General features: G+C 66.2%; 12 protein-coding genes and 2 tRNA genes. 4 read left to right on the top strand and 10 right to left on the bottom strand.

Annotated features, from left to right (window positions below; all coding sequences use genetic code 11):
• The 4 genes from WBV89_RS14370 to WBV89_RS14355 form a co-directional block, all read right to left on the bottom strand.
• On the bottom strand, positions 1 to 253 hold a 253-nt coding region (locus WBV89_RS14370; RefSeq protein WP_423982040.1), incomplete at its 3' end, for an isopentenyl transferase family protein.
• A gap of 10 nt (positions 254 to 263) precedes the next feature.
• Positions 264 to 578, bottom strand: a complete 315-nt coding sequence (locus tag WBV89_RS14365) for a chorismate mutase (RefSeq protein ID WP_423982039.1) — start codon at positions 576 to 578, stop codon at positions 264 to 266.
• A 2-nt stretch (positions 579 to 580) separates the two neighbouring features.
• A complete protein-coding gene (miaB, locus tag WBV89_RS14360; protein WP_423982038.1) occupies positions 581 to 2,026 on the bottom strand; it encodes a tRNA (N6-isopentenyl adenosine(37)-C2)-methylthiotransferase MiaB in 1,446 nt (481 codons plus the stop codon).
• 14 nt (positions 2,027 to 2,040) lie between these two features.
• Positions 2,041 to 2,493 (bottom strand): DUF4870 domain-containing protein, encoded by a 453-nt coding sequence (locus WBV89_RS14355; RefSeq protein ID WP_423982037.1) that lies wholly within the window; start codon positions 2,491 to 2,493, stop codon positions 2,041 to 2,043.
• Between the two features lie 236 nt (positions 2,494 to 2,729).
• Here WBV89_RS14355 and WBV89_RS14350 point away from each other — a divergent pair, with 236 nt between their 5' ends.
• Complete coding sequence (locus WBV89_RS14350; protein WP_423982036.1) at positions 2,730 to 3,161, top strand: hypothetical protein; 432 nt, start codon at positions 2,730 to 2,732, stop codon at positions 3,159 to 3,161.
• Between the two features lie 41 nt (positions 3,162 to 3,202).
• Here the strand turns inward: WBV89_RS14350 and WBV89_RS14345 are convergent, their stop codons facing one another.
• Entirely contained in the window at positions 3,203 to 4,075 is an 873-nt protein-coding gene (locus tag WBV89_RS14345) for an alpha/beta fold hydrolase (protein WP_423982035.1), read from the bottom strand.
• 180 nt (positions 4,076 to 4,255) lie between these two features.
• Positions 4,256 to 5,329 (bottom strand): recombinase RecA, encoded by a 1,074-nt coding sequence (recA, locus tag WBV89_RS14340; protein WP_423982034.1) that lies wholly within the window; start codon positions 5,327 to 5,329, stop codon positions 4,256 to 4,258.
• A gap of 265 nt (positions 5,330 to 5,594) precedes the next feature.
• Between recA and WBV89_RS14335 the strand changes: the two genes are divergently transcribed.
• On the top strand, positions 5,595 to 6,404 hold the full coding sequence (locus WBV89_RS14335; protein WP_423982033.1) for a hypothetical protein: 810 nt from the start codon (positions 5,595 to 5,597) through the stop codon (positions 6,402 to 6,404).
• A 132-nt stretch (positions 6,405 to 6,536) separates the two neighbouring features.
• On the opposite strand, the gene WBV89_RS14330 is transcribed toward WBV89_RS14335, so the two are convergent.
• The 3 genes from WBV89_RS14330 to WBV89_RS14320 all read right to left on the bottom strand — a co-directional run bounded on the left by WBV89_RS14330 (position 6,537) and on the right by WBV89_RS14320 (position 7,747).
• A tRNA-Lys gene (locus WBV89_RS14330) sits at positions 6,537 to 6,612 on the bottom strand.
• Between the two features lie 53 nt (positions 6,613 to 6,665).
• A tRNA-His gene (locus WBV89_RS14325) sits at positions 6,666 to 6,738 on the bottom strand.
• A 130-nt stretch (positions 6,739 to 6,868) separates the two neighbouring features.
• Positions 6,869 to 7,747, bottom strand: coding sequence for an aldo/keto reductase (locus tag WBV89_RS14320; RefSeq protein ID WP_423982032.1), 879 nt, complete (start codon positions 7,745 to 7,747; stop codon positions 6,869 to 6,871).
• A gap of 52 nt (positions 7,748 to 7,799) precedes the next feature.
• Here WBV89_RS14320 and WBV89_RS14315 point away from each other — a divergent pair, with 52 nt between their 5' ends.
• Positions 7,800 to 10,058 carry a glycosyl hydrolase family 65 protein gene (locus WBV89_RS14315; protein ID WP_423982031.1) on the top strand — a complete coding sequence of 753 codons (2,259 nt, stop codon included), beginning with the start codon at positions 7,800 to 7,802 and terminating at the stop codon, positions 10,056 to 10,058.
• Positions 10,052 to 10,903, top strand: coding sequence for a phytanoyl-CoA dioxygenase family protein (locus tag WBV89_RS14310; protein ID WP_423982030.1), 852 nt, complete (start codon positions 10,052 to 10,054; stop codon positions 10,901 to 10,903). The genes WBV89_RS14315 and WBV89_RS14310 overlap by 7 nt, the downstream gene beginning before the upstream one ends.
• 137 nt (positions 10,904 to 11,040) lie before the next feature.
• On the opposite strand, the gene WBV89_RS14305 is transcribed toward WBV89_RS14310, so the two are convergent.
• Positions 11,041 to 11,967: a TIGR03621 family F420-dependent LLM class oxidoreductase gene (locus tag WBV89_RS14305; protein WP_423982029.1), complete on the bottom strand. Its 927-nt coding sequence runs from the start codon at positions 11,965 to 11,967 to the stop codon at positions 11,041 to 11,043.
• Positions 11,968 to 11,974: the final 7 nt, after the last annotated feature.

Raw genomic sequence — 11,974 nt, 5'->3', positions numbered from 1 at the left:
TCGCGATCGCAGATCGAAACGCGGGCTGGAAATCACCGACCGTGAACTCGACGTTCGCGTCGACGAGATCGATGCAGTGGTGCGGGATCTCCGCCTGCTCGGCCGGCGTCGGTGTGGCCGTCCCGATGTCCATTCCCCGGTACACCTGCATGCTGTCGACCGACACGATCTCGATGTCGCCCAGCCGGCGGGCGACGGCGAGCGCCACGTCGGACTTTCCCGACGCGGTCGATCCGACGAGCGCGACCCGCACCGGGCCGGACTCAGAAATGCTCGCCCTCGGCAATGCGCTGGTGGTGATGGATCACCTCGGCGACGATGAAGCGGAGGAACTTCTCGGTGAACGCGGGGTCCAGACCGGATTCCTCCGCGAGCGCGCGCAGTCGGGCGAGCTGGATCTCCTCACGACCGGGGTCGGCGGGAGGCAACTGCGCTTCCTTCTTGTAGCGGCCGACCGCCTTGGTGATCTTGAACCGCTCGGCGAGGAGGTGGACCAACGCCGCATCGATGTTGTCGATACTCGATCGGTATTCGACCAGGCGTTCGTCGGGCTGCTGCGCGGGAGCGTGCTCGTTCATGCTCACAGCGATGCTACGGGAATGCGCACCGTGTGGCGGGCGTCGGCGACGTGCTCGACGAACTCACCGATCAGGTGATGTGGCGCGGCGCGGGTGACCTCGACACGGGCATAGCTGCCCGCGCGCATCGGGGCCGGTGGCACGAAGTGGACGAGCTTGTTCTGACGCGTGCGCCCGGACGTGACCGACGGGTCCTTCTTCGATGGTCCCTCGACGAGCACTTCCTCGATCCGTCCGACGCGCGCCTCGTGCTTGGCGATCGCCGATCGTTCGACCACGACCCGGAGTCGCTCGAATCGCTCGCTCGCCACGGCCGGGTCGACGAACTCACCGACCATGTCGGCGGCCTCGGTACCGGGGCGGGGCGAGAAGATGAAGGTGTAGGCATAGTCGTACTCGGCGGCCGCAGCGACCTCGAGGGTGCGCACGAAGTCGGCCTCGGTCTCGCCGGGGAAGCCGACGATGATGTCCGTCGACACGGCGAGGTCAGGAATCGTCCGACGGGCCTCGGCGAGCCGCTCCAGGTAGCGCTCACCGGTGTACCCACGGTGCATCAGCGCGAGCACCCGGTCGCTGCCCGACTGCAACGGGTAGTGCAGGTGCTCGCACACCGCAGGTGTCTCGGCCATCGCTGCGAACGTGTTCGGACGCATGTCCTTCGGATGCGGGCTCGTGTAGCGCACGCGGCGGATGCCCTCGACGGCTCCGACGTCGCGGAGCAGATCGGCGAACAACGGACGGAGCTTCGCCGATTCGTCGCCGGCGTGACGCGCCGCGAGCTGGAGATCGCGGCCGTAGCTGTTGACGTTCTGGCCGAGCAGCGTCACCTCGGTGACCCCGTCGGCGGCCAGCTGTTCGACCTCGGCGACGATGTCCTCATACGGGCGGCTCATCTCCTCGCCACGCACGGCGGGCACGATGCAGAACGCACAGTTGTTGTCGCACCCGATCTGGATCGTGACCCAGCTGTTGTAGCTCTTCTGGCGTCGGACCGGGAGCGCGGACGGGAACATCGCATGGTCGTCGATGACCGCGGCCTCGAGGATCTCGGTGATCGGGACCTCGGAGGACCGGGCGGCTTCGAGCAGCTCGGCGGCGCGATGCACGTTGTGCGTTCCCATCACGACGTCGACGTGCCCGGCGCGTTCGGCGACCCGGTGCTGATCCTTCTGGGCGAGGCACCCGGACACGACGATCTGACGGCCGTCCTTCTTGGCCTTCCAGGTCTTGAGGTGACCGAGGTTTCCGTAGAGCTTGTTGTCGGCATTCTCGCGGATGCAGCACGTGTTCAGGACGACGACGTCAGCGACGGATTCGGACTCCGCACGTACGAGACCATCGGCCTCGAGCAGCCCGGCGATGCGTTCGGAGTCGTGTTCGTTCATCTGACAGCCGTACGTCTGCACGACGTAGCTGCGCTGGGGAACTCCGGGGACCGACTCCGACATGACCGACAGGCTATCTATGCCCGGACGAACGGGATCTGGATCGGGTACGTCCACCGAACCCCCTCGTTCGCTCGGACCGCTCCGATGATGCTGAACACGACGTTCACCACGAGGGCGCCCATGAGGAACACGAAGAACGCGGCGAACGCAATCCCGAATCCGACGCCGGCACCGGTCTCGGAGCCGGCTGCGCTGAACGCACCCGACACCGCGAGCCCGCCGAAGAAGACGACGAATGCCCCGAGGTAGGCAGCGAGGAACGTCAGTTGGAAGTTGAGCGCTTGACGCGAGTTCCACCGCGTCTCGGGGCGACGTTCGTCGTCGGAGATCAAGTAGAAGACGAGGGGCAACACGAAACCACCCACGACCACGCCGCCGTGGGTCAGGATCGACAGCGTCCTGTCGTCGCTGTTGGGAGCGTCATTCGCCGCGGCCGGACCCCATGCGGACCCGTCCCACCAGCGCATGCCGACACCGTCGGGGTACCAGCCCGGCGGCGGTGTCGTCGCTGCCGGTGGAGGTGGCAGCGGAGTGTCCGCCGGAGGTGAAGTGTCCGTTGGAGATGGTGGCGCAGGTGACGGCTCCGCGGGCGCAGACTCCGGGTGCGGCGACGGCACCGCGGACGATGACGGCGGAGGCGGCGTGTCGCTCATGGCGTCACGGTACTTCCGAGATCTGTGCACCGACGGGTAGCGTTCCGGCCGTGATCGCCATTCTCGAGTCCAACGACACCGTCACCCAGCTTCTCTCCATGGTGCACATCTTGAGCGCCATCGCGGCGTTCGGGCCGCTCTTCCTGTATCCCCGCATGCAACGTGCAGGTGAGACCCAAGCAATGGCCGCACTGCACATGAAGCTCGTGTTCCCCGCGCTCGTCCTGCTCTGGGTCGCCGGGATGGGGATGGCCGGGACGGAGAAGCTGAGCGTGGGCGGAACCTGGTTCGTCTCGATCGCAATCGTGCTGTGGCTCGTCGCCATGCTCGTCAGCTGGTTCCTCATCCGCCCGTCGATCACCGACACCTCCGAGCAGGCTCGCAAGATGATGGCGGCAGGCATCGGCATCACCCATCTGGTCCTGGTGATCTCGCTCTACCTGATGATCTTCAAGCCCGGCGGCTACGCATTCAACACCTGATCACGACAACCTTCTCCGACGGGTGATCGACGCGATGTCGATCAGCGCCCGAGGAAGTCGATGATGGTGCTGTTGACGAGCGCGGGGTCTTCGAGCTGCATGAAGTGACCGATGTGGTCGAACACGACGACCTCGGATCCCGGTGCGAGGTCGGCTTCGAGCCCGGTGGCCAGTTCGACGCCGATGCAGCCGTCGTTTCGCCCATGGAGGTAGAGCGTCGGCTGCGGGGGAACGATGTTCCCGGCAGCTTCCCATTCTGCGAGCGCGGCTGATTGGAGTTCGGGCTGGAACGTCGCGCGGTAGTAGCCGAGCGTGGCCGCGAGGTGGCCCTCGGGACTCGCCGCCTCGACGAAGTTCTGAATGTCTCCGTCCGGTTCGAAGCCGGGCGACCAGTCGTTCCAGAGCCCACGGATGAAGGCCCAGTCGTCGTGAGGGACGACCATCTCGGAGAGCGGGTGTTGGAAGAAGAACATGTAGCACGATCGACGGAGCTGCGCGTAGTCGAAGAAGGCGGCTCCGACTCGGCCTGCGGGCGGGACGGCCATCATCACGACCTTGTCCCACCGCTCGGGTTCTTTCGATGCCGCGATGTTCGCGGCACCCGAACCCCAGTCGTGTCCGATGATCACCGCGTCACCGTCTGCATCGAGGATGTCGTGCAATCGGCACGCATCGCGTCCTCGGGCGCCGGCCTGGTAGAGCCCGTCGGGAGCGAGTCCCGACGGCGCGTATCCGCGCGTCCAGGGGGCGACCGCTCGATAGCCAGCGGCGGCAAGTTCGGGCAGCAGGTGCCTCCACGAGTGGGGTGAGTCGGGGAATCCGTGCAGGCAGAGCGCGAGTGGCCCGCTTCCCGCCTCGAGCCATTCGACGTGCATGCCATCGATGTCGGCAGATGCTTGGGTGATGGAGTTCATGCTCGGTGCTCCCCGGTTCGATGAATTCTGGCTCGCGGGCGACGGCCTCTTCAGTCGTCGGTGGTCGACGACAGTACTGGTGTCCACGTCGACCGATCGACGGGCATCACGACGCGCGACGGCCCGGGCATTCCCGTAGGAATGACCCGGGCCGTCGAGCAGCGATGTGGAGACGCTGAATCAGTCGAGCGCGATGGGCTGCTCGTCGGCGTCGGTGAAGGCATCGACGACGTCGGCCACGTCGGGCGTGGCGTTCGGATCCTCCTTCAAGCCCGACAGGATCAGCACCTTGTCGCTGATCTCCATCATCACCTCGGGATTCGTCCGCAGGTAGTCCTTGGCCTTCTCGCGACCCTGGCCGAGCTGCTGGCCCTCGTAGGTGAACCAGGCACCCGACTTCTTCACGATGCCGAAGTCGACGGAGAGGTCGATCAACGAACCCTCGCGGCTGATGCCCTTGCCGTACATGATGTCGAACTCCGCCTGCTTGAACGGCGGCGACACCTTGTTCTTCACGACCTTGACCCGGGTACGGTTGCCGACGGCGTCGGTGCCGTCCTTGAGCGTCTCGATCCGTCGGATGTCGAGGCGCACCGACGAATAGAACTTCAGCGCCCGCCCACCGGGCGTGGTCTCGGGCGAGCCGAACATCACGCCGATCTTCTCGCGCAGCTGGTTGATGAAGATGCAGATCGTGTCGGTCTTGCTGAGGTTGCCCGTGAGCTTGCGCAAGGCCTGGCTCATGAGGCGCGCCTGCAGACCGACGTGGGTGTCGCCCATCTCTCCTTCGATCTCGGCGCGGGGCGTCAACGCCGCCACCGAGTCGACGACCACGACGTCGATCGCACCGGAACGGGTCAACATGTCACAGATCTCGAGCGCCTGCTCACCGGTGTCGGGCTGCGAGATGAGAAGCTGATCGACGTCGACACCGATCGCCGCGGCATACACCGGGTCCATCGCGTGCTCGGCGTCGATGTAGGCACACACACCACCGTTGCGTTGCGCTTCGGCCACGACGTGCATCGCGAGGGTGGACTTGCCGGAGGACTCCGGCCCGTAGATCTCGGTGACGCGCCCACGGGGCAGGCCGCCGACACCGAGCGCCAGGTCGAGCGCGAGCGCTCCGGTCGGCACCACCCGGACGTCCATGTTCGTCCGGTCGCCCATCTTCATGATGGCGCCGGTTCCGAACTGCTTGTCGATCTGCTGGAGGGCGATCTCGAGGGCCTTGGAGCGGTCGTCTTTTGCCATGTCGTGTCTCTCTTTCGTTGCGTTCTGTCGTGGCTGGGAGGGATTGGTCACCATCATGACGAGGGGGTACCTCACAGTTGAGCGGAGGTCCCGCTCAGATGTCGGTCAGGCGTGCGAGTCGGCTGTCGGTGGCGAACTGCACCATTGTGATTTGCAGCGTACAAGACGAACAGCCGTTCGTACAAGTACCCCGTGCACGAACGACCGGTGTCCAGCCGGAATTCCACGTTCGTACCGCGCGTGACGGATTTGGCAGACTCTCCCGGTGCGGCGTTCCCTCGGCGGTCTGATCTTGCTCGTCTCAGCGGGCTTCTTCGCGCTCGCGATCAGCACGTTCTGGCTCGGCCGGGTCGCCTTCAGCCCAGAGGTCAACACCGAATCCACCTATGCGATCCTCGGCGACGAGGACATCCAGCAGCAGATCTCATCGGTGGTGTCCGGAGCCGACGCCCAGGAGCTCGGGCTCTCCCCGGCCGACCTCAAGGTGCTGGTCAACCAGGTCACACGCATTCGCGACGGAGCCACCGAGATGCGTGTCTTCACCGCCGCCGCGCACGAACGGTTGATCGGTGACCGGGACGAGGCGGTCGTGATCACCCCTGCCGAGCAGGTCCAGATCACCCGGACCGAACGTGCCGCGGTGTTGCCAGCCATCACGCTTCCGGTCGAGCGTGTCGCCGCATTCGACGTGCTCTCCTCGATCACGTCGTGGGCGGCCCTGGTCAGCATCGGAATCGCCGTCGTCACCCTGCTGTTCGGCCTCATCCTGCGACCGGAACGCGGCGAGTTCTCCTACGCGTTCGGAACCGGCTGCATCGCGACGGGCGTCGGGTTGATCATCTCCGGATACCTCGTGCCGACCTTCGTGTTCCCGCTGATCTCCGACGACATCTGGGTCGGGGTGTTCCCGAGCCTGGCGACGCACCGGATGCCACTGACGTTCGGCGCGGCGTTCACGCTGATCGTGCTCGGGGCGGCCGCGATGCTGTTCACCGGCGGCGGGCGCCAACGACGACAACGGTCCACTCCCCTGGCTGCCACCCGCTATCGCGAACAGCAGCGCTGGAGCAACTGAAAACGACAGAACCCGCTCCGAAGAGCGGGTTCTGTATTCGACCTCGAGCCACGTGAGTGACTCATTTGGTGCTTCCCCTGGGACTTTCGCCCAGGGCATCACATGGATGAAGAGCCACGTGAATGACTCATTTGGTGCTTCCCCTGGGACTTGAACCCAGAACCAATGGATTAAGAGTCCACTGCTCTGCCAATTGAGCTAGAGAAGCAAACAGCGTCGCAGGATATCTCCGTTTGACGACTGTCACGCATCGCTGCGCAGGGTGGCCAAGGGGACTTGAACCCCCAACCGCCAGGATCACAACCTGGTGCTCTACCTATTGAGCTATGACCACCATGACCCGCCCGGGTATGTGGGGCGAGGCCGGACATTCTGCCAGGGAGTCGGGCGATCCGCACCCTCGGATTCGACGATGTGGCCGACGTTCGGGCCGAGGTCGATTTCCGAGCGGCCGACACCGCGCATCAGATCGGCGCCGGCGCGCCGTCGACGAACAACGGCGTGATCCCTTCGGCCTCGACGTCGGCGAGCATCTCGTCGACGGTCGGCGCAGACAGGTCACCCGACGCGGCGTCGACGATCATCGGGAGCAGGCGGGCGTCGCTGGTGGTGTTGAGGAACATCTGCGGATGGGCGAGCACGTAGCGCACGGCACGGGCGATCGGCGCTGCGTCGGTGAGCGGGTCGTACCAGCTGAACCGGCTGGTGTCGCCGTCGACCCACGCTCCGCGAGCGATCGACTTGATGGTCTGAACGGCAACCGACCGATCCGCGCACACATCCAGCAGACGCTCGACATCGGAGCGGTATCCCGAGTTCTCCATCATCACGAAGTTGATCGGGAGCAGCACGGAATCGAAGTCGAATCGTTCGAGACTGCGCCGATGCATCTCGGCGATCGGGACCCCGTGTCCGGTGACGCCGATGTGCGCCGCCAGACCCTCCTCGTGGGCCGACGCGAGTGCCTCGACGGCACCGCCCGGCGCGAATGCCTGGTCCCATCCGTCCTGGTCGACCAGGTTGTGCAGCTGGATCAGGTCGACCGACCCGACGTCCATCCGATCGAGCGACCGCTCGAGTTCGGCCCGCGCGCCGGCCCCGTCGCGTGCACCGGTCTTGGTCGCGAGGAACACCTCGTCACGGTGGGTCGCCAGCCATGGCCGCAGCCGGAGCTCCGATTCGCCGTACGAGGCCGCAGTGTCGATGTGATCGATCCCCCACTCCCGGACCGCCTCCAGCGTGGCGTCGGCGCGCTCCTGGCTCATCGCACCGAGTGCAGCCGCTCCGAAGATCACCCGGGAGGATTCGTGTCCGGTCGATCCGAACGGTGCACGAGGAAGCATGCATTCACGGTAGCTCGCTGACATCGCGGCCGTCCGGTGCCAGACTTCGCGCATGCAGATCGGCGAGCACGTGCGCACCGACACGGGATGGGAAGTGGTCGACGAGTCCCCGACCGACGACCGCGGCATCACCATCGGATCGAACTTCATGATCGGCAACGGCTACGTCGGATATCGCGGTACCCGACCCGACCAGCGCGCCGACGGATTCGTCGGGTGCTTCGTCTCCGACACCCACGACATGGCCGACGGTGTCCGACGCGAGCTGGCGAGCGTGCCGAACGGACTGTACGTGCGGCTGTCAGCGGACGGTCTCCCGCTCACGTTCGACCCGGCTCAGGCGGCCGAGGTCGAACTGGACGTACGGACCGGTGAGTGCACGCACCGCTCGACCTGGACGAACGGGACCAGCGAAGCACTGGTCTCGGTCCGCCGGTTCGCGAGCCTCGACGACCTGCATCTGATGATGCAGCAGGTGACCGTCGTGGCGACGCACGAGATGGAGTTGCGGGTCCATACCGGGATCGACCCGGAGGTGTGGAGCCTCCACGGAGATCACCTCGGGCGCGTCATCACCACCCGCGAAGACGGACTGGCCACCGCGAGGTGTACGACACCGGAGTCGAAGGTCGACATCGCGGTCGCATCGTCATGGCGATTCGGTCCCGACTCGTCGCAGCTGTGGCCCGGCGACGACATCACGATCACGTCGGCGATGGCCGTTGCCACGTCGAACGACGACGACGTTCCGTTCGGACCGCTGGAGCGGTCGTTCGAGAGCGCTGAGTCGGCGATCGAACTCGGCTACCGCGAGGCGCTCGAACGGTCCGCGACGCGTTGGGCGGACTTCTGGGACACCGCCGATGTCGTGATCCAGGGCGAGTCGACGATGGCAGCCCAGGCCGCGCTGCGGTTCTCGATCTGGCACAACCGGATCGCCACGCCGGCCCACAGCGATCGGTTGCCGATCGGAGCCCGTGGTCTGTCCTGTCAGGCGTATCAGGGTGCAGCGTTCTGGGACCAGGAGATGTTCAACCTCCCGGCCTTCCTGTTGACCGCCCCGGAGATCGCCCGCAGCATCCTGGTCTACCGCTGGCGCACGCTCGACGGTGCGCGTCGCAAGGCCGAGCGACTCGGATACGAGGGCGCCTTCTACGCCTGGATCAGCGGCACGACCGGCGACGAGCTCTGCCCCGACTTCTTCTTCGACGACGTGATCACCGGACGTCCGATCCGCAACCACTTCAACGTCTGGCAGATGCACATCAGCCCCGACATCGCGCTCACCGTCGAGCGGTACTGGAACGTGACCGGCGACGACGGCTTCATCGTCGATCACGGCGCCGAGATCGTGTTCGAGGTGGCGACGTTCGTCAGTTCGTTCGTCACGTTCGTCCCCCACCGCGATCGATACGAGATCATCCGTCTACTCGGTCCCGACGAGTGGCACGAGAACGTCGACAACGAGGTCTTCACGAACCGGGTCACGCAGATCGCGCTCGGGGCTGCGCTGCGGATCCACGGCTGGATGGCCGAGCAGCACCCGGATCGTCTGGCCGAGCTCGACGTCGGCGACCGGGTGGATCGGTGGCGTGACGTCCACGAGAAGCTGTATGTCCCCGAACCGGATGCCGACTCGTTGCTGATCGAGCAGTTCGACGGGTTCTTCGCCCTGGAGGACACGACACCCGAGGTACTCAGCGAGCGTCTGATCCACCCGGAGGAGTACTGGGGATGGCCGAACGGCGTCGCCGTGCACACGCAGGTGTCCAAGCAGCCCGATGTCGTGCAACTCTTCGCCGTCGACCCGACCTATCCGCTCGACGTGCAGCGCGCGAACTACGCGTTCTACGAGCCGCGGTGCGCACACGGGTCGTCGTTGAGTCACTCCGTCCACGCCACGGTCGCCGCCCGCCTCGCCTCGATCGAGCCGGATCTGATCGACCAGGCCGTCGAGTACTTCATGGCCACCGCCACCCTCGATCTCGAGTCCACGCAGCAGGACAGCGTCGGAGGGACGTTCATCGGGGGGATGCACACCGCGGCGAACGCCGGCGCGTACCAGACGGCCGTCTTCGGTTTCGGAGGCGTTCGCATCGCGGATGGTCGGGTGTGCATCGCGCCGGCCGTGCCACCGGCGTGGACGTCGATCACGTTCGCGCTGGTCATACGCGGTCAACGCCTCGACGTCACGGCGAGCCACGACGGCCACGTCGTCACCTCGCGTCCGACCAACGACGCCCGGGTCGAACTCGTCGTCGGCGATGCCGACCCGGCCGAACTCGAACCCGGAGGAGCGCTGCGATGGTGAACGACGCAACGGCGATCGGTCCGACGATGAACCACGAGTCCGTGGGCCAGGCGGCGGTGCGCGCGTTCGCCGAGGACGGCGTCACGGTGCTCCGCGATCTGCTCGATCAGTCCTGGCTCGAGCTGATCTCCGACGGGGTCGAACACAACCGGACGAACCCGAGCGACTGGTCGCACTGGTACACCGCTCCGGACCGAGCCGTCGGGTTCTGGACCGATTATGTGACCTGGCCCGACGTCGACGAGTACCGGCGGGTGGCGTTCGAGAGTCCGCTCGCAGGTGCCGCGGCAACGCTGATGGGATCCGATTCCGTGCGCTTCTTCCACGAGCACGTGCTGGTCAAGGAACCCGGCGCCACCGAGCGGACGCCGTGGCACCACGACCAGCCGTACTACTGCCTCGACGGAGACCAGAACGTCAGCCTGTGGGTCGCGCTCGACCGGGTCCCGGCGACATCCGGAATGCGATTCCTCGCCGGCTCCCATCGCTGGAACCGGTGGTTCGTACCCCGCAAGTTCGTCGATCACGTCCCCTACGCCGAGGCACCTGCGGGCTACGAACTCGTACCCGACATCGACGCCGAGATCGACGCCGGTGAGCATCGCGTGATCTCGTTCGACGTCGAGCCGGGGGACGTGGTGGCGTTCCACTACCGCACCTTGCACGATGCCCCGGGGAACGAACTGGCGTTACGACGACGCGCGGTCAGCTTCCGCTGGATCGGCGACGATGCCCGCTTCGCGACCCGCCCCTGGCAGGTGTCGCCCCCATACGAGCCGGACGGCCTCGTCGTCGGCGGCGACCTTGGCGACGATCCACGTTTCCCGATCGTGCCGATCGCCTGAACATCACCACCTCCGACCTACCGCTGTCCGCACCGCCCACACCGGACCCGCGTGGTTCTCGTCGCGCTTGTTCCCGGTTTCCGACATGTTCCGCGACGACAACGCAGGTTGCACCTGGAATGGCCGAGTCACCGGGTCTACTCGAGCTGGCGAACCCTGTCGATGACCGGAGCGAAGTCGTCCAGGGCACGCACTGCGAAGTACGTGATCCCCCAGTGGTCCCGGCAGTGGAGCACCTTCTCGGCGATCTCGTCGACGGTGCCGATCAGCACGTAGGGAATCCGAGCGAGGTCGGTCGTCGTGGTTCCGTCGTCGATCATCTCGGCGACCTGGGCCAGCGATCGTTCGGCATCGGCGGTGATGTCGACCACCTGAACCAGCACGTTCACCTCGATGTCGGCGATCCGCTCCCCCGCACCGGCACGCACCTGGCCGAGTTGGGCATCGAGGTGGTCGGTCGTCCAGCGCACCGAGTGCTCGTGCCCGTCGGCCAGCGTCCGGCCGAGGCCCTGCAACCCGATGATGTCGGCGTGCGAACCGGCGTGGCCGAGGAGCGCCGCACCATTTCCGCCGACCAGGATCGGCAGTCGCGACTGGTGCGACCGGGGAACCGACGCATCGACGAGTCGGTGATACGCACCGTCGACGCTGACGCTGTCGCCGTCGAGCAATCGTCCGATGATCTCGATCCGTTCGGCGAGCGCGGCCTTGCGTGCACGGGCCGACGTGAACTCGATGCCGGTTGCTGCCCACTCCTGCGGGGTGTGCCCGGCACCGAGACCGAGCTCGAAACGACCGTTCGACAGCTGATCGAGCGTCGTTGCCTCCCAGGCGAGCTGCACCGGGTTGCGCATGTCGGCGTTGAGCACGTACGTGCCGAGCCGGATCGTCGTGGTGACGCTCGCCGCCGCCGCCAACGCGACCATCGGCGCCGGTCCGTGGCCGACATGGTCGGCGATCAGGAACACGTCGAAACCCGCCGCCTCGGCACGTCGGGCCACACCGTCGAGGTCGTCGTCGGGCGTGGGTCGGGCCTGATGGCCGAACCGGATGGGCCGTGTCATGGCCTCA

The organism is Ilumatobacter sp., from assembly GCF_049588435.1.
Classification (GTDB): domain Bacteria; phylum Actinomycetota; class Acidimicrobiia; order Acidimicrobiales; family Ilumatobacteraceae; genus Ilumatobacter_A.
The sequence above is the reverse complement of the archived record's forward strand: the minus strand, read 5'-3'. Positions and strand labels throughout refer to the sequence as shown.

What these genes read in the sequence shown, in the direction of transcription:
- WBV89_RS14365 (WP_423982039.1), bottom strand. Translation starts at nt 578, where the DNA reads ATGAACGAGCACGCTCCCGCGCAGCAGCCCGACGAACGCCTGGTCGAA.
- WBV89_RS14310 (WP_423982030.1), top strand. Translation starts at nt 10,052, where the DNA reads ATGGTGAACGACGCAACGGCGATCGGTCCGACGATGAACCACGAGTCC.
- miaB (WP_423982038.1), bottom strand. Translation starts at nt 2,026, where the DNA reads ATGTCGGAGTCGGTCCCCGGAGTTCCCCAGCGCAGCTACGTCGTGCAG.
- WBV89_RS14345 (WP_423982035.1), bottom strand. Translation starts at nt 4,075, where the DNA reads ATGAACTCCATCACCCAAGCATCTGCCGACATCGATGGCATGCACGTC.
- WBV89_RS14320 (WP_423982032.1), bottom strand. Translation starts at nt 7,747, where the DNA reads ATGCTTCCTCGTGCACCGTTCGGATCGACCGGACACGAATCCTCCCGG.
- recA (WP_423982034.1), bottom strand. Translation starts at nt 5,329, where the DNA reads ATGGCAAAAGACGACCGCTCCAAGGCCCTCGAGATCGCCCTCCAGCAG.
- WBV89_RS14305 (WP_423982029.1), bottom strand. Translation starts at nt 11,967, where the DNA reads ATGACACGGCCCATCCGGTTCGGCCATCAGGCCCGACCCACGCCCGAC.
- WBV89_RS14355 (WP_423982037.1), bottom strand. Translation starts at nt 2,493, where the DNA reads ATGCGCTGGTGGGACGGGTCCGCATGGGGTCCGGCCGCGGCGAATGAC.
- WBV89_RS14315 (WP_423982031.1), top strand. Translation starts at nt 7,800, where the DNA reads ATGCAGATCGGCGAGCACGTGCGCACCGACACGGGATGGGAAGTGGTC.